17 protein-coding genes and 1 tRNA gene are annotated in these 16,885 nt (G+C 58.4%); 5 read left to right on the forward strand and 13 right to left on the reverse strand.

What is annotated here, in order from left to right:
* Nucleotides 1–17: 17 nt before the first annotated feature.
* Entirely contained in the window at nucleotides 18–1,016 is a 999-nt protein-coding gene (locus MHN28_RS10370) for a LacI family DNA-binding transcriptional regulator (RefSeq protein ID WP_239338734.1), read from the forward strand.
* On the opposite strand, the gene MHN28_RS10375 is transcribed toward MHN28_RS10370, so the two are convergent.
* Together MHN28_RS10375 and MHN28_RS10380 are read right to left on the reverse strand one after the other, a co-directional pair.
* Nucleotides 1,017–2,150, reverse strand: coding sequence for a Gfo/Idh/MocA family protein (locus tag MHN28_RS10375; protein WP_239338736.1), 1,134 nt, complete (start codon nucleotides 2,148–2,150; stop codon nucleotides 1,017–1,019).
* Between the two features lie 38 nt (nucleotides 2,151–2,188).
* Nucleotides 2,189–3,292 (reverse strand): Gfo/Idh/MocA family protein, encoded by a 1,104-nt coding sequence (locus tag MHN28_RS10380; protein WP_239338738.1) that lies wholly within the window; start codon nucleotides 3,290–3,292, stop codon nucleotides 2,189–2,191.
* A gap of 115 nt (nucleotides 3,293–3,407) precedes the next feature.
* On the opposite strand from MHN28_RS10380, the gene iolC reads away from it, so the two are divergent.
* Genes iolC through MHN28_RS10395 form a run of 3 tightly spaced genes read left to right on the forward strand, consistent with a single transcriptional unit; the run spans nucleotide 3,408 to nucleotide 6,070 of the window.
* On the forward strand, nucleotides 3,408–4,388 hold the full coding sequence (iolC, locus tag MHN28_RS10385) for a 5-dehydro-2-deoxygluconokinase (protein WP_370645685.1): 981 nt from the start codon (nucleotides 3,408–3,410) through the stop codon (nucleotides 4,386–4,388).
* 9 nt (nucleotides 4,389–4,397) lie between these two features.
* Complete coding sequence (locus MHN28_RS10390; RefSeq protein WP_239338741.1) at nucleotides 4,398–5,234, forward strand: 5-deoxy-glucuronate isomerase; 837 nt, start codon at nucleotides 4,398–4,400, stop codon at nucleotides 5,232–5,234.
* Complete coding sequence (locus tag MHN28_RS10395) at nucleotides 5,231–6,070, forward strand: class II fructose-bisphosphate aldolase (protein ID WP_239338743.1); 840 nt, start codon at nucleotides 5,231–5,233, stop codon at nucleotides 6,068–6,070. The genes MHN28_RS10390 and MHN28_RS10395 overlap by 4 nt, the downstream gene beginning before the upstream one ends.
* A gap of 25 nt (nucleotides 6,071–6,095) precedes the next feature.
* Here MHN28_RS10395 and iolB read toward each other — a convergent pair whose 3' ends face one another.
* From iolB to MHN28_RS10450, 11 genes are all read right to left on the reverse strand, one after another.
* Nucleotides 6,096–6,902: a 5-deoxy-glucuronate isomerase gene (iolB, locus tag MHN28_RS10400; RefSeq protein ID WP_239338745.1), complete on the reverse strand. Its 807-nt coding sequence runs from the start codon at nucleotides 6,900–6,902 to the stop codon at nucleotides 6,096–6,098.
* A gap of 46 nt (nucleotides 6,903–6,948) precedes the next feature.
* The gene (locus MHN28_RS10405; protein ID WP_239338747.1) at nucleotides 6,949–8,130 is read right to left on the reverse strand and encodes a phytanoyl-CoA dioxygenase family protein; all 1,182 of its coding nucleotides are present in this window, start codon (nucleotides 8,128–8,130) and stop codon (nucleotides 6,949–6,951) included.
* A gap of 49 nt (nucleotides 8,131–8,179) precedes the next feature.
* Entirely contained in the window at nucleotides 8,180–9,079 is a 900-nt protein-coding gene (gene iolE, locus MHN28_RS10410; protein WP_239338749.1) for a myo-inosose-2 dehydratase, read from the reverse strand.
* The gene (gene iolD, locus MHN28_RS10415; RefSeq protein ID WP_239338751.1) at nucleotides 9,076–10,908 is read right to left on the reverse strand and encodes a 3D-(3,5/4)-trihydroxycyclohexane-1,2-dione acylhydrolase (decyclizing); all 1,833 of its coding nucleotides are present in this window, start codon (nucleotides 10,906–10,908) and stop codon (nucleotides 9,076–9,078) included. The genes iolE and iolD overlap by 4 nt, the downstream gene beginning before the upstream one ends.
* An 84-nt stretch (nucleotides 10,909–10,992) precedes the next feature.
* A complete protein-coding gene (locus MHN28_RS10420) occupies nucleotides 10,993–11,811 on the reverse strand; it encodes an ATP-binding cassette domain-containing protein (RefSeq protein WP_239338753.1) in 819 nt (272 codons plus the stop codon).
* Between the two features lies 1 nt (nucleotide 11,812).
* Nucleotides 11,813–12,937, reverse strand: coding sequence for an ABC transporter permease (locus MHN28_RS10425; protein ID WP_239338755.1), 1,125 nt, complete (start codon nucleotides 12,935–12,937; stop codon nucleotides 11,813–11,815).
* Between the two features lie 81 nt (nucleotides 12,938–13,018).
* Nucleotides 13,019–13,960, reverse strand: a complete 942-nt coding sequence (locus tag MHN28_RS10430) for a sugar ABC transporter substrate-binding protein (protein ID WP_370645686.1) — start codon at nucleotides 13,958–13,960, stop codon at nucleotides 13,019–13,021.
* 123 nt (nucleotides 13,961–14,083) lie between these two features.
* On the reverse strand, nucleotides 14,084–15,097 hold the full coding sequence (gene iolG / locus MHN28_RS10435; RefSeq protein WP_239338757.1) for an inositol 2-dehydrogenase: 1,014 nt from the start codon (nucleotides 15,095–15,097) through the stop codon (nucleotides 14,084–14,086).
* 193 nt (nucleotides 15,098–15,290) lie between these two features.
* Nucleotides 15,291–15,367 (reverse strand) — tRNA-Arg (locus MHN28_RS10440).
* A gap of 21 nt (nucleotides 15,368–15,388) precedes the next feature.
* A complete protein-coding gene (locus tag MHN28_RS10445; RefSeq protein ID WP_239338760.1) occupies nucleotides 15,389–15,865 on the reverse strand; it encodes a GNAT family N-acetyltransferase in 477 nt (158 codons plus the stop codon).
* The gene (locus MHN28_RS10450; protein ID WP_239338763.1) at nucleotides 15,866–16,177 is read right to left on the reverse strand and encodes an ETC complex I subunit; all 312 of its coding nucleotides are present in this window, start codon (nucleotides 16,175–16,177) and stop codon (nucleotides 15,866–15,868) included. It abuts the gene before it with no gap.
* A gap of 155 nt (nucleotides 16,178–16,332) precedes the next feature.
* Between MHN28_RS10450 and MHN28_RS10455 the strand changes: the two genes are divergently transcribed.
* Nucleotides 16,333–16,812 (forward strand): SRPBCC family protein, encoded by a 480-nt coding sequence (locus tag MHN28_RS10455; protein WP_239338765.1) that lies wholly within the window; start codon nucleotides 16,333–16,335, stop codon nucleotides 16,810–16,812.
* The last annotated feature ends 73 nt before the right edge of the window (nucleotides 16,813–16,885 follow it).

Consider the following 16,885-nt stretch of genomic DNA (forward strand, 5'->3'; position numbering starts at 1 on the left):
AACCGTGGGTGCCAATCATGAGTGTCACCTTAAAGGACGTCGCCGCATTGGCCGGTGTATCGCGGTCTGCCGTTTCCAGAACTTTCACCGAAGGTGCGTCCGTGTCAGCCAAGACACGCAGCAAGGTGGAAAAGGCCGCGCAAGAACTGGGGTACAGCCCCAACGCTCTGGCGTCATCGTTGACCACAGGGCGCACCAAGCTGATCGGGCTGATCTCAAACAACTTTCACAACCCAATCTTTCTTGAGGTGTTCGACCAGTTCACCCGCGCCTTGCAGGAGCGGGGTCTGCGCCCCCTGATCGTAAACCTGACGGATGAAACGGAGCCGGCCAATTCGGTTCGGATGCTGCGGCAATACTCGGTCGATGCGGCGATCGTTGCATCGTCAACCCTGCCCCCCAGTTTTGCCAAAGCGTTCCACGACGCTGGCGTTCCCGTCGTGCACACGTTCGGACGCTCGGCCACATCGCCCGAGGTGCATGTCGTTGGAATCGATAACATTGAATGCGGTCGCATGGCGGCTCGGGAACTCCTGTCACGAGGATACCGCCGTATTGGGTATCTGGGCGGACCAAAGGATGCGACCTCGGCCATGGACCGATATCGCGGCTTCATGGAAGAGGTGGACAAACACCCAGGGTTGGAGGTCTCGCATTCATTCGCCGGAGCCTATTCCTTCGAGGCCGGGCGGGACGAAATGTTGAACCTTTTAGAGGGTAGTCCGGCCGAAGGGTATTTCTGCGGTGACGATATTCTGTCCATCGGCGCGCTGTCTGCCTTGTCCGATCATGGTCTGAAACCCGGCAAGGACATCGGTATTATCGGCCTGAACGATATGGAAATGTCGCGCTGGGAAAACATTGACCTGACCACAATCCACCAGCCGATCAAGCAGATCATCACGTCTTCGGTCGATCTGGTCGAAGAGATGCTGAAAGACCCGCAGCGTTACCCCGAGGCGCGGATCTTTCCCTGTCGTGTGATCGAGCGGGGCACACTGCGGCCCCGCCCCTGATCAACGGAACATCGGTGGGCGCGCGTCCGTCCAGGCACCTTCGGCCTTGGACGAGGCGACCGCGGCATAGACCGCCGCAATCGAACGGACCCCATCGGAAGGCGTGGGAAGACCGTCTCGCATCTCTCCCAGAATCGCGTCGGCCAGATCGCAATAGATGTTTGCAACCGCCAGCGGGAATCCTTCGGGATGCGCGATGGCGACACGGGACAAGCGCTGTACCTCGTCGTGAAGACCACTTTCGCCTTTTTCGATGATCTGAGTGCGTCCGCCAACCGGTGTGTAAATCAGTTGATTGGGCTGCTCGGAAGCCCAGCGAATACCACCGGTTTCACCGAAAACCTGAATGTCAAACCCATGCTGTCGCCCGATGGCCACCGAAGAGGTCCACAACCGGCCAACCGCGCCGCCTTCGGTGCGGAAGTTGATCATCGCGTCGTCTTCCAGTTCGCGACTTGAGATGGTTGAAGCCATATCGGCGGACAGGGACTTCACCTCGTCATCACTGATGAAACTGGCCATGTGCAGCGCGTGAATACCGCAATCGGCGAACTGTCCAGATACACCCGCCATCGCCGGATCATAGCGCCAGCGGACGCGCGGATTGTCCGCATCAGTGGCGTCGCCGTGGTGGCCGTGGCTGAAATTGGTCACAATCAGGCGGACCTTCCCGATTTCCCCTGCACGCACCATTGCACGGGCTTGGCGGACCATCGGATAAGCGGAATAGCAGTAGTTCACCGCGCAAATCTTGCCCGAGGTTTCGGCCACGCGCACGATTTCTTCGCCCTCTTCCACTGTCATGGTCATGGGTTTTTCGCACAGGACGTTGAACCCCGCCTCAAGGAAGGCCTTGGCGATCTCGAAATGGGTCGAGTTCGGCGTGGCAATCGTCACCAGATCAATCCGATCCGCGCGGTCTTTTTCGCCAGCCAGCATCTCTTGCCAGTTGCCATAGGCGCGGTCTGCCGAGACACCCAGCCTTTGGGCATATTCACGACCGACATCGGGCCGATGATCCAGCGCGCCGGCAGCGAATTCGAACATCCCGTCTGCCAATGCGCCCAAACGGTGCGCTGGCCCGATCTGGCTGCCTTCGCCACCACCAATCATTCCCCATTTCAACTTTGCCATGGTTCTCGTCTCTCTTAGGTGTATTCGTTTTTCAGTGTTCAGAGCCCGCTGACTTGTTGCCACTGGCGTTGCTCTGACGACTTCAAAGCCGCAGCTAGTACGCAGTTGACCTCATGCCCGTCGCGGAATGTAGGCCAAATTGCCTGCCCCGAATGGATTGCTTCAAGGAAGTCCTTGGCCTCGATGATAATCTGGTCCTGATATCCGGTTCCATGTCCGGGCCCCTGGCAGAACGGCTCATAATCCGGATGGGCTGGACCCGTCAGAATCTTGGTAAAGCCTCTTTCCGCCTCAGGCCCTTCGCGTCGATAAAGCCACAGAGCATTCTGATCTTCCTGATCGAACCGGATGGCACCTTTGGCGCCTGATATTTCATAGGCATAACCCATCTTTCGGCCCGTCGATATACGACTGACATAAATATTGCCCATCGCGCCGTTGGCAAAACGGCACATGATCTGGGCGTGGTCATCATTGGTCACCGGGCCGCCGGGACGCTCATGATGAACGGTTTCCACCTCGGCCATGACCTCGACAATCGGCCCAATCAGCGCCATCGCGCCGTTGACCATATGCGGGGCCAGGTCGCCGATCGTACCGTTGGCCATTCCGGTTGTGCGCCATGTGGCCGGAGCCTCGGGGTCGGCATAGAAATCCTCGGTATGCTCGCCGCGGAACCAGGTTATGTCCCCCAGCTCTCCCTGCGAAATCAGCTGGCGCGCGAACTGGGTCGCCGGGGTACGGACGTAGTTGAAACCGACCATGTTCGTGACACCGGCTGCCTCGGCTGCTGCAACCATGGCCTGACCGTCCTCCAGCGACGAACCAAGCGGCTTTTCACACAGAACCGGCTTGCCTAGTGCAAACGCCGCTTCAGCAATCTGGCGATGCGTGGTTTGTGGCGAAGCGATCACCACGGCCTCGACTGCCGGGTCATTGACCAGCGCGCGCCAATCCTCGGTCGCGCGTCGGAAACCATAAGCCGCGCGATACCGCTCGGCGCTTTCCGGGCTGGACGCGCAAATCATCTCAAGACGCGGTCGAAGCGCGGTGTTGAACACCGCGCCGACAGCAGACATCGCGACCGAATGAGCCTTACCCATATAGCCGCCACCAACGATTCCAATTCCGATTTCAGGCATCTATCACGGCTCCGAACAATGTATTTGCAACCGGTTGCAAAATCAGTATCGTGTGAATCGATTCAACGCAAGGACCAACGATCCTTGCCAGCCCCTTTTTGCCGGAGGTAACGACGTGAGCGCTTTGATAGATGGTATCAAAGGAAACCGGTTTGCGGTCTTTGGCCGTGCAGGCATGGACCTGTACGCAGACCCCGTTGGCGTCAAAAGCGAAGACGCCGACACGTTCCACGCCGATCTGGGCGGATCGTCTGCGAATATCTGCGCCGGGCTGGTCAAACTGGGCAGCCAGGCGTCGCTGATCACTTCGATCTCAGATGATGCCGTAGGCAGGTTCTGCTTGAACAAGCTGGCACATTACGGCGTCGACACCTCCTATATCCGGGTCGTCGGTGGTGAATACCGCATGTCACTGGCCGTCTACGAAAGCCGGATCGAAAATTTCCAGAACGTCATCTACCGCAACGGTGCGGTCGACTTTCAGGTGACTGAGGATGATATGGACAAGGTTGACTATGACAAGTTCTCGGCGGTGATCTCTGCCGGAACGGTGTTCGCCTCGGAACCTTCGCGCAGCGCCACGTTTCGCGCGTTCGACAACGCCCGCAAGACGGGATTGCCAGTCATATTCGACATTGACTACCGCCCGTACAGCTGGCCATCCCCCGAGGTCGCCGCTGAGGTTCTATCGCGCGCAGGCGAGGCCAGCGACCTTATCGTCGGCAATGACGAAGAGTTCGGGTTCATGGCCGGAGGCATCGAAAAGGGCTTGGACAAGGCAAAGGAACTGGCCGCAAAACCGGGTCGTATCGTGATCTACAAAATGGGCGAAAAGGGCGCTGTCACGTTGGTGGACGGACAGGAAATCGAAACCGGCATCTATCCGGTTACCGCCGTCAAACCCAATGGTGCCGGCGATAGCTTTATGGCTGGCCTGTTGGCGTCAATCGCTGCCGGCAGCGAGCTTAAGGAGGCGGTCATGCGCGGCTCGGCCTGCGCTTCAATCGTCGTATCAAAACCCGGGTGCGCCCCGGCAATGCCAACAACGCCGGAGCTGGACGCGTTTCTCGCCTCTCACCCCGGCCCCACGACATAGGAAACACCCATGCATATCGCGCCCTATGAAAATCAGAACAAACCCATCGTTGATGCAGACGATTCCACGGTGCCGCTGAACTATTTCAACATCGTCAAACTGAAAAACGGCGAGGCGTTCGAGTATCAGGTGCCGGGTTATGAGACCTGCATCGTTCCTGCCACCGGCAGCGTCGACGTTGACGTCGAAGGCGTTCGGTTTGCCAAGCTGGGCAAGCGGGGCGAAGACGTCTGGGATGGCGATCCAGAAGGCGTTTATGTGCCCGTCGGCGCTAAAGTTCGGCTGGTCTGCGTGTCGGACGAAACGGAAGTTTTTATCGCGGGAGCTAAGTACGACAAGGTGCTAGACCCCTTCGACGTGCGCGAACATGACTTGGTTCAATACGGCAGCGACGACACCAAAACGCATCGCAAGATCAAGCACATCCTCGGCCAGAAACAGCACGACAAGGTTGGCCGCCTGCTGGTCAGTGAGCTGTTCACCGTAGGTCAGGGGGGCTGGTCTGGTTTCCCTAGCCATAAACACGACACCAACCGCCTGCCGGAAGAGACGCGGCACGACGAGACATATAACTTCCGTTTCAAACCCAACTGGGGCTCGGGCCTGCAAATGTTGCAGCGCGAGGACAACGAGCCGGGCGACGCCTATCACATCGTCGACGGCTCAACGATCTGCATCGACAAGGGCTACCACCCCTGCTGTGTGCTGCCTGGGTACGAGATGTATTACTTCACTATCCTCGGCGGCCTGACACAGCGCTCTCTGGTTCAGTTTTTCCAACCCACCCATGCCTATCAGGTCGAGACCATTCCGGGCATCAAAGACATGATTGCCAAGTTCAAATGACCCTAGTCACACTGAAAGACGTCCTGACACCTGCATATGAGCACGGTTATGCAGTGGGTGGCCTTGTCACCCTTGGCTGGGAAGACATGCGCGCCTATGTGGCCGCTGCGGAGGCGGAGAACGCGCCGGTGATCCTGCAGGCGGGTCCAAGCTGCCGTGAGCATACTCCGCTTCCCATTCTGGGTAAGATGTTCCGCCACCTGGCCGAGAACGCCTCGGTCCCGGTCGTGGCGCATCTGGACCATGGCTATACGTTCGAGGACTGCAAGATCGCGTTGGACAGCGGGTTCACGTCACTGATGTTCGACGGCTCGCGCAAGCCGCTGCAGCAGAACATCGACGAAACCGCCGCCATTGCAGAGATGGCGCATGCGGCTGGTATTTCCTGCGAGGGCGAGATCGGGTTCGTAGGTTATTCCGGCGGTGAAGGGTCGAACGGCACAGATCCCGCCGAGGCCGCGAAGTTCGCCCGCGAAAGCGGCGTGGACGCAATGGCGATCTCGGTTGGCAACGTCCACCTGCAGCAAAACAAAGAAGGCGGGCTGGACGAGGCTCGGATTGCGGAAATCGACGCTGCGACCGATGTACCGCTGGTCATTCACGGCGGGTCGGGTGTGCCAGTAGAACAACGCAGCCGGTTGGCGCGCGAAACGTCGATCTGCAAGTTCAACATTGGAACCGAGTTGCGGATGGCATTCGGCAACGCTCTTCGCGAGGCAGTCAACCGAGACCCCGAACGTTTCGATCGCGTGACGATCCTGAAAGAAACCCATGACCCGGTTGAGGCCGCAGCCCGCGTTGTAATCCGCGCTTTTGGTGCCCCGCCGCAGGGATAAAGCCCTTGGGCGGGGTCGGTTTGGATTACCCGTCTCGCTCCATGATCCATTCGACCTCGGGGGCCGCGACAAACCGCCATTTGCGCAGCGGACCTGCCATCACGTTTAGGTAGTACATTTCGAACCCGTAAGGCGCACCGCAGGGGTGATGCCCGCGCGGGACGGTCACTACATCCCCGTCCGAGACAGCCATGGTTTCATCCAGTTGACCATCATCGGTATAGACCCGCTGAATGCCAAAACCGTTGGCCGGGTTCAGACGGTGGTAATAGGTCTCTTCCAGATAGGTGATCCGGGGATAGTCGTCCTCGTCATGGCGGTGGCTTGGGTAGGACGACCAGTGACCGTTCGGCGTAAAGACTTCGGTCACGAGCAAACTGTCGGCATAGTCCTCGGCCTCCATCGCGATATTGTTGATGTAGCGCGTGTTCACACCCTTTCCCCGTTCGGTCAGGGTGATGCCCTCTGGCCCGATCCGGCGAGCCGCGTGCCCCCCTTTGCCTGGGGCTGAACACACCGCGATTACGCAGTCCGTTTCCGCTGTGGCCGTCCATTCCGTTCCGTTCGGCAGATACAGGCAATGCGGCGGTGTTTTCTCGAACACGTCCATCCGATCACCCAAAACACCCCAGTCGCGCTCAGCACCGGCGATGTGAGCCTTGCCCTCAACCATGACCAGAATGACCTCACGGTCGCCTGTAGCCTCGGATGCCGTATCGCCTGCTTTGAGGTGGTAAAGCCCAAACCCTACATACCGCCATCCGGCGCTGGCCGGAGTGATGTCGTGCACTTTTCCACGCGCACCAAAAGGCTTTTTTAGCAGATCCGCCATCTCTTTTCTCCGTCTGGGGCGGGCTGGTACGCCCGCCCGTTTTACCTCAGGCAGCTTGCCTTGATTGCAGCGCCGAGAAGGTCTCGGCCAATTGCGCTTCGGTCCAACCTTCAGAAACAGCACGACGCAGAATATCGGCCTGGCTTTCCGGGGCATTGCCGCCGACCGGAGGGTCCGTATCCAGATTTGTCGGGAAGGGGTATCCCTCTGCCGTAGCAGCAATGGCCGCATCCAACTCAGAGCCGACCAACGCGCCCCGCTGTTTCAAGGCGACAAGCGAAGGGAAGACCGCCTCGGACATAGATCGCCAATCGATGGCTTCCATCGCACGTCCAAAAGCGGATGAGATTTGCAACAGGTTGGCCATCCGGTCGATGTCGGCACTGCGGTTTTCGCCCGCTGCGTGGAACAGCGCGGGGTTGAAGAAAACGGCATCCCCCTTGTCCAGCGGCAACTGAACATAGTTTTCCTCAAAATGGGTCCGATGGTCCTGATCATGAAACGCCAGGTAGCCTGGCGGATACAATTGGGAAAAGGGCAACAACTTGGTTGGTCCGCTTTCCACCGGCATGTCGCAATGGGCAACCGCGCCTTGCAGCGTCAGCGATGCTGTAACCAGATGAGTATGCGCGGGATAAAGCGCTGCTCTGTCCGCGCTCTGAAACCCAAGGTGATAGTCCCTGTGCGCCTGTTGCGCTTTACCGCCCGGACGCACCTGATTGATCTGAGCGGTGACCTGATAATTTGGCCCCAGCCACGCCTCACACGCGGCCGCAATTGCGATGTTCCCAAAATAGAGCGCAAAACCTTCCGGGTCGCGCAGGCACTGCTTTTGCAGGGCGTTCCAGATCCGGTCGTTCGCACCTGAGGCGGCGAAGTGATCGCCTTCGCCCGCACAGCTTTGACGTTCCTCTACGATGATCTGACGAAAAACATCGCTGGCGCGGTCGATTACGGATGTATCTGCGAAAGCTCCCTTCAGAGCGATAACTCCGGCCGATTTACCCAGAACATGGCCCCACTCGGCCATCAGAGCTTTGCGCTTGTCTGCATCCTCCAGAACTGGTCGCAAAGCGTGCATGTCGTAGATCGGGACATTCTTCTCAATCGAGGCGGCATGGGGCACCGCCGCGGCTGCCATGCTCTGCGAGGTCAACACCTTGAATTCATCCAGATCACAGGATTCCCGGTCGAAGTAACCGACAAAGCCCAGTTCCTGATTTACCATGATTTGTCTCCTTTTTTCATGGCTTCGGTGTTGCCCGCAAGGCTGATTGTTACGCTTGGACCTCCAATCCTGCTTGCGCGCAGACGTCGAGAATGTGCTTGTAGCCCTTCTTGGAATACTCGTAGGGCGGCGCCTTGGCCGGGTCCTGCTCAGCCTCGACGACGATCCAGCCGTCGTAATCCATGGATTTCAAAGCGTTCGCCACAGCCTGAAAGTCGATGCACCCGTCACCCGGTACAGTGAACGCGCCGGCAACAACAGCGTCCAGGAAACTGCGGTCATTTTCGCGCACATCCTGCACGATCGTCGGGCGGATGTCCTTGAAATGCACGTGATGCACACGGTCACCCCAGCGGTTCAGGGTCGCCATGACATCGCCGCCGCCGAACAGCAGGTGGCCGGTGTCAAAGCACAATTTCACCTCGGGACCCGATCCTTCCATCAACCAGTTCACGTCATCTTCGGTTTCTATGATCGTGCCCATGTGATGGTGGTAGGCCATCGTCATACCCTGATCGCCCATCCATTTCGCTAGCTCAGTGATCTTGGTGGCATAGGCCAAGACCTCGTCTTTGGACAGATTGGGTCGGTTGTTGACCGGGGTACCAGCTTGCCCCTGAACGGTGTTCGAGCACTCGGCATAGACGATGCATGGGCTATTCAGGGCCACAAACTGCTCGACCTGCTCGCGCACCGCTTCGCGTTCTGTCGCGAAGTCGTTGACCAGCGACGCGCCCGAGCACCACCCACCGCACAGCGCGATGTCATTGCCTTCCAGATAGGCGCGCAACCCTTCGGTGTAGCTGGGCATCCGCTGGCCGCGTTCGACACCGACATAGCCGATCTCACGCGCCTCTTTCAGCGCCTGCTCCATGGTGTACGCGGCCGTCAGGTCCGGCAGGTCATCATTCTGCCAGGCGATCGGAGAAATCCCGATTTTCACGCTCATTTCGTGTTTCTTTCCTTGATCGCCAGCTCATAGGCTGCGCGTTTTTCATTCACTTCGGGGCGGATGCTGACCTCGGGCACCGCCACTTCCCACCACGTGCCGCCGTATTCAGTCGAGGGGTACGGATCGGTGTCGATGACCACCACGTAAGGCCCTTTGATATCGCCACGTTTGGCAAGCGCCCCTTCCAGTTCAGCAATCGAGCTGACCTTGACCGAGGTCGCGCCCATCGCCGCCGCGTGGGCCGCGAAATCGATGGCAGAGGGGTTCTCATGCACGGCATGATCCAGCAGGTTGTTAAACTCTGCCCCGCCAGTGCCCATCTGAAGACGGTTGATGCAGCCAAAGCCACGGTTATCGGTAATGACCACGGTGAACGAGACACCCATCATCGACGCCGTCGCCATTTCCGAATTCGCCATCATATAGGTGCCGTCGCCGGTAAAGCAGATCACGTCGCGATCCGGCTGGGCCATCTTGATGCCCATCGCACCGGCGATCTCATATCCCATACAGCTAAAGCCGTACTCCATGTGATAGGCACCGGGACGCGGGGCTTTCCACAGCTTGTGCAGTTCACCCGGCATAGTCCCCGCGGCGCACATGACGACCGTATCGTCATTTGAGGCGCGCTGGACCGCTCCGACCACCTGCATATCGGTCGGCAGGGCATTGCCTTCACCGGGCGCGTCAGTCAGCTTGTCGACCTTGCCGTACCATTCAGCCTTCAGTGTATCCGCCACAGGATCGGCACGGTATCCCTGCAAGGCCGCGCCCAGCTCTTCCAACCCGATGCGCGCGTCCGATTGCAGCGGCATCGCGCCGTGTTTTTCTGCGTCGTAGGCAGCCGTGTTCAGGCAGATCATTTCGCGTTCGGGGTTGGAAAACAGTCCCCACGATCCCGTGGTGAAGTCCTGCAGGCGCGAGCCGACGGCCAGCACCAGATCCGCCTTGGCACAGACCGAGTTTGCTGGTTCACCGCCGGTCACGCCCACGGGTCCAAGGTTCAGCGGGTGATCCCACGCCAGCGCGGACTTTCCGGCCTGTGTCTCGGTAATGGGGATGTTGTGGGTTTCCACGAAACTCTGCAATGCATCAGTTGCGCCAGAGTAGTGCACTCCACCCCCGGCCACGATAACCGGGCGCTTTGCCGCCTTGATGGCCGCGACAGCGCGCGCCAGTTCGCCCTCATCCGGGCGGATGCGACGTTGGTACCAGACGCGCGGCTCAAAGAAGCTTTCGGGGTAATCAAAGGCCTCGGCCTGTACGTCCTGACAGAAGGCCAAAGTCGCCGGTCCACAATCAGCCGGGTCTGTCATGGTACGGAATGCGCGCGGCAACGCGGTCAGCAGGTGTTCGGGCCGTGAAATACGATCGAAGTAACGACTGACGGGCTTGAAGCAATCATTGGCACTGACCGTTCCATCGCCAAAGGTCTCTATTTGTTGCAGCACAGGATCGGGGCCACGCGTCGCGAAAACATCGCCGGGAATGATCAGAACCGGCAACCGGTTCACATGCGCCAGCGCGGCCGCCGTCACCATATTGGTCGCACCCGGCCCAATGGACGAGGTCACAGCCATGGCACGCGAACGTCGCATTTGCTTGGCATAGGCGATAGCACAATGCGCCATCGTCTGTTCATTGTGGCCGCGATACGTTGGGAGGGTGTCCTTGACGGCATGCAACGCCTCACCCAATCCAGCCACGTTCCCGTGCCCAAAAATAGCCCAGACACCTGCGATAAAGGGCTCTCCGGCCTCATTCATCTGCGCGCCCAGATAGCGGACCAGAGCTTGCGCTGCGGTCAGTCTGATTGTCTTGCCCATTGTGATCCCTTTCAACTTACGGCCACCCCGGCCAGTCGGTTGAATTCCAGTTTCTCGAATATGTCAGGTCCGCGCGGGATCGCGTCAGACCGTGCCGCCCAATGATCCTTCCAGCTCGGCCAGTTCCTGACCACCTGCCATCAGGTCCTGCAGTTCCTCGGGCGAGATTTCGCCGCGTTTTGCAGTGCCCAGAGTTTGACCCCGGTTCAACACGGTAAAGCGATCGCCGACAGCCAAAGCGTGGCGTACGTTGTGGCTGATGAAAACCACGCCCACACCCTGACTGCGTACCTTGTCGATGGTCGCCAGCACGTTCGATGTCTGGCGTACACCCAGCGCCGAAGTCGGCTCGTCCAGGATCAGGATTTTGGCGCCGAAATGCACCGCACGGGCAATCGCGACTGTCTGGCGTTCCCCGCCGGACAGAGTACCCACAGCCTGATCCGGCCCACGCAAGTTGATGCCCATCTTGCGCATCTCTTCCATGGTGATTTCGTCGGCCAGTTTCTTGTCGAAGAAATTGATACCGGCGACTTTGCGCGTGGGTTCGTTGCCCATAAAGAAGTTCCGGCTGACACTCATCAGCGGGATCATCGCCAGATGCTGGTGCACCGTCGCGATGCCGGCTTCGATGGCATCGCGCGGATCCTCGAAATGCATGGGTTTATCTTCGAAGATGATCTCACCCGAAGTCGGCTTATGCACCCCTGACATAGTCTTGATAAAGGTCGATTTACCCGCACCATTGTCGCCCAGCAGACAGTGACATTCACCAGGCTTCAGATCAAAGCTGACCCCGGCCAAAGCGATCACTGAGCCAAAGTGTTTCTGGATATCGATCATTCGGATTATGGGTTCGCGATCCTGAACATCGCCGTGATGGAACTTGGAATCTTCGGTCATCTCAGCGTTCTCCTGTGATGATGCGACGGATGTAGGTGTTCAGGATTACGGCGCCCAGCAGGATCACACCCAGGAACACCCGGAACAGAGAGCTTTCGACGCCCGCAAAGAACAGCCCCTGCTGCACCACGCCAAAGATCAGCGCCCCAAGGGCCGCGCCCAGAACCGAGCCGTAACCGCCGGTCAACAGCGCGCCACCGATCACCACAGCGATGATGGCCTCAAATTCCTTCAGCAAACCGCGATCCGCACCGGCAGAGCCGAATTCCATTACCTGACAGGTGGCGAAAACCGTTGCGCAGAAGGCAGTGAACATGAACATCAGAATCTTGACCCTGTTCACCGGTACACCCGAGTTTCGGGCCGCCTCAGCGTCACCGCCCGAGGCAAAAATCCAGTTGCCAAACTTGGTTTTTGTCAGCAACACGTGGCCAAAGATAATGATCCCCAGAGCCCAGATCAGCAGCATGGGAATGCCGTCAACCACTGGCTGGCCCTCGCGCGTGCCGCGTTCGAAGGTTTCGATCAGGCCGTTGTCGCCGAGCCAGACGAAAAAGCCCTGCCCGACTTTGCCGCCGAATACCGATGCCAGCCAGTCGCCCTCGGCCACGTCACGGATGCCGCCAATAATTGTTTTCCGCTCAATGGTCTGAGGCAGGTAGATCGTAAAGCCGCGCAGGATGAACAGGAAGGCCAGCGTTACGATAAAGCTGGGCAGGCCAGTGCGCACGACGATAAAGCCGTTGACCGCCCCGATCGAGACACAAAGCGCAAACGTCACAATGATAGCCATCCAGACCGGCCAACTGAGCGTGACCGAAAAGATTGCGATCATCATGCCTGCAAAGCCGATCATCGAACCAACGGACAAATCAAATTCACCCGCGATCATCAGCAAACAGGCACCAACGGCAATGATCATGAACTGCGCAGAAACTACGGACCAGTTCATCACGCCCTGAGCGGTGAACATGCCACTGTCAAAGGCAAACAGCAGGAAAAACGTGAATACTGCCACCGTTCCGACCATGCCACCCAGTTCCGGGCGGATAAGGGCTCGGCGCAGGGGTGAGATCTCTTTGATCCGCTCGTCACCGCCACTTGCGGTTTGCGCTGACTCAGCCATTGTTGCCTCCTTCGCGCGTCATTCTGAATGCTTAAATCAGGGGGTGCGGACACATGTCCGGCGTCCGCACCGTTATGAAGATCAGCGGTATTCGCCCGCGAATTCTTCGATCTTTTCCAACCCGTCTGCGGTCACAAAACCGGGGCCCGAGTTGATGTTGTTGCCCGGCAGAACGCCATAACGGTGGTAGTTGGTCATCACGACGACCGGCAGGTAGGCCTGCAGGAAGGGCTGCTGGTCGATGCCCCACTGGATCACGCCGCTTTTGATGCCTTTGACGATTTCACCACCCAGGTCGAAGGTGCCAAAGTAGATGTCACCGGCCATGCCGTTTTCTTCCAGCGCCAGAATGGTCGGGTCGGCCGAGGTCGGGCCAAGCGTCAGAACAGCGTCTGTTTCAGGGTTGGCTGACAGGTAGGCCAGAACACGGTTCTTGATCTCGGCCGGGTCCTGACCTGCGTCGATCATCTGTTCACCGAGCTCAACACCCAGACCATCGGCAAAGCCCTGGCAGCGCTCCTGACTGGATGGCTGCACGATGTAGTGGTTCACGCACAAAAATGACCCGATGCCGTCATCCTTCGCGCGCTGACCTGCGGCAAAACCGGCGTCATATTCCGGCTGTCCCACATACATCAGCGCACCAACTTCACGCGCCTTTTCGGGTGTGCCAGTGTTCATGATGATGACGTCGATACCAGAATCCACGGCCGCCTTGATCGGGCCTTCCAGAATGTCCGGGTCGGCTAACGTTGTGATGATGCCGTTTGGCCCTGAAGCTGCAGCCTGATCAATGATCCGGGCCATGTCGGCAAGGTCACCGGTGGGCGGGTTGCGGTACTCGACCTCAACGCCCATTTGGTCGCCCGCCAATGCGATGCCGTTTTTGATGGTGTTCCACCAACTGTCGCTGTCCGGGGCATGACTGATCAAAATATACTTCTCGCCCTCCGCTGCAGCGCCAGTGGCACCGGCGATTGCGACGGCGCTGGCCATCAGAACCCCTTTTACGAACGTTTTCATTTCCATTCCTCCCAATAGAACTGTCAATCGTATTGTCTGGGCTTCAGCCCCAGTCATTCGGCACTGGCCGAATCTCCTCTGCCCCAAGTTGACCGGGGCTATCTTCAGTTTCCGGATATCCGATCATTTTGCAACCGGTTTCAAAACTTCATCCAAAAGGACCGGTCTTCCGGATTGCGCTGAGCGGGTCGCAGCCTCGGCCATCGCCAGCGCTGCGACGCCGTCCTCCAGAGTGACCGGCATGTCTGAACCGGCCTCGACGGCGTCAACGAATGCGCTCCATTCCGCCCGATAGGCATTCATGTAGCGCTCCAGGAAGAAGTAGGTCGGCTTGGCGCCAACGACACCATCGGCCGTGGACTTAACGACCGAGTTTTCCAGAATGTTTTGCGCCTGAAGCAATCCCTCTGACCCCAACAGTTCAACGCGCTGATCATATCCATAAACTGCCCGTCGAGAGTTCTTGATGACTGCGATCCGCCCATCCGAATAAGTCATTGTAACAACGGCCGTATCGACGTCTCCAGCTTGGCCAATCTCAGGGTCGATAACCGAGGTCCCAACAGCCGAAACCGCTATGGGTAACTGCCCCAAGAGATAGTTCGCCATATCAAAGTCATGGATCATCATATCCCTGAACAACCCGCCCGAGACCTTGACGTAGCTGACAGAAGGCGGCGCGGGGTCAAACGACGTGATCGAGAGCAGCTCGGCCTTGCCGATCTCATTGGCATCAAAGGATGCTTTCATCGCTGCAAAGTTCGGGTCGAACCGGCGATTGAACCCGACCATGACCGGCTGGCCCGTGTCCGATGCGATCTGCTGACAAGCGATGGCCCGTTCAAGGTCCAGATCGACAGGCTTCTCGCACAGCACCGCCTTTCCGGCCCGAGTCGCGGCCTCGATTAGGTCAGAATGTGTGTCCGTGGGTGTGGCGATCAGAACCGCATCAATCGAGGAATCGGCTATAATGTCTTCGGAACTGCGCGTTTCGGCCTGATATTCACCTGCCAGGCTTTCCGCAGCCTCTGAAACGGCATCCGAAACCGCAGCCAGTTGGCTTTTGGAGTGCTCTGAAATGGCCCGCGCATGCACGCGACCGATACGTCCGGCCCCCAGTAGTCCAATCTTGAGCATACGGCTTCTCCGAATCCATTCTCTGCCGCGCAGAATGTTTCGCTTTGCAACCGGTTGCAAGAATTATTTCACCAAGATGGAAAATTAGCGAGTCATCGCCCCGACTACCTCGGGATTTCAAACGCGCATCTGCGCACCTGATATGGGCCTTTGCCCAAACAAAAGCTAAGGAATGCGTGAATTTTTTAGATCATGGCGATCCCGGAAGGACTCGAACCCTCAACCTGCTGATTAGAAGTCAGCTGCTCTATCCAGTTGAGCTACGGGACCGCTGTGCCCTTCTTGCGGTTTTTATTCCCGGGGTTCAAGAGCCAAGCGCATGAAGGCGCTGTTCGGATCAGATTCATAGCCGAAAATGGGACCGCAATAGGAATAGCCCAGACGCTCATAGAGTTTGCGGGCGGCGGCGTATTCGGTCAGATGCGCGGCCCCCGTTTCCAGAACCAGGGCTGAAACCCCTTCGGCGCGTGCGACATCCGTCAGGTGATTCATCATCACCTGCGCCAGCCCGCGCCCTCGGGCCCCAGACAGAATATGAACGGACTTCACCTCGGCCGTGCCATCGGGCAAAGCCTTCAACGCCCCGCACCCAATGGGTTGCCCACCTTCATACATGGCCCAGAACCGAATCCCGTCCCCGGCCAGTGCATCGGCATCCATGGTGTGATTGCTTTCCGCAGGTCCCGCCGTTTCGCTATGGGAAAAATGCGCCTCGACCACCGGACATAATTCATCCGCGGTCGGGTCGGCCTCACGGATTTCGATCATTCAGTGGGTCCAGGGCGCGCGCCGATCGGTGGCAAAATTCTCGCCATAGCCGCGCGCGCGCAGATTAGGTTTGCGCTTGTGCGGCTCGCTGACCTGCGCGTCGATACCGTTGTCCTTGGCGTAATCCAGCGCCTCTTCCTTGGTGTCGAACTTCAGGCGCACCTGGGTCTGCGTATCCGACGAAGACGTCCAGCCCATCAGCGGATCAACCTCACGCGCCGATGCGGGTGCGTATTCCAGAACCCACTTGCGGGTCTTGGCCATCCCCGAAGTCATCGCATTCCTTGCAGGCTGGTAAATCCGTGCGCGCATGTCGCCTCTCCGTACTCACTTGGCTGAGTATGTTTATGCGTCAGAGCGCAGGCCGGGACAAGGTGGCAATTGTCGCGGCAGATCACGCACCTAATGCCAGAAACTGTCATCAGGGTCCTTTATAAACGGTGACACCCCATCAAGAGGACACCACCATGATCCACCACGAAAGAACCTTGGAAATCGACGCGCGGCCCGAAGCCGTTTGGGCCATCCTCAGCCGGTTCATGCAGATCGACGAATTCGCGCCTCAGGTCACCTCGGTCGATGCATTGACCACCGGCGAAATCGGCGTTGGATCAAAACGGCGCTGCCACTTTGAAAACGGAACCTCGCTGGTCGAGGAAGTTACAGATTGGCAAGTCAACAAGGGCTATCGCGTGCGCCTGTCCGAGATGTCGGCCATGCCACTGACCGAAGCGCATGCAGCAATCACCATCAAGCCGCAGGCCAACAGCCGCTCGCGCGTGATCTGGAGCATGGACTTCCAGATGAAGTACGGCCTCGTAGGCTGGCTGATGGGGCAAACGATTTTGAAGGCCATGATGGGCCGTGTTCTGGACGGCAACCTGAAAGCTCTTGCAGACAAGGCACAGGCAGATGAAATCCCCCACATGCAGTTTGCCTATTATTGAAACTGAGTTTTCAGACCGGATCAGGCCTTGCAGCTGGACAAAATAAGAACAAATGTAAGGGCCTGATCCGGAG

The organism is Ruegeria sp. Ofav3-42, assembly GCF_022347725.1.
Lineage (GTDB): Bacteria > Pseudomonadota > Alphaproteobacteria > Rhodobacterales > Rhodobacteraceae > Ruegeria.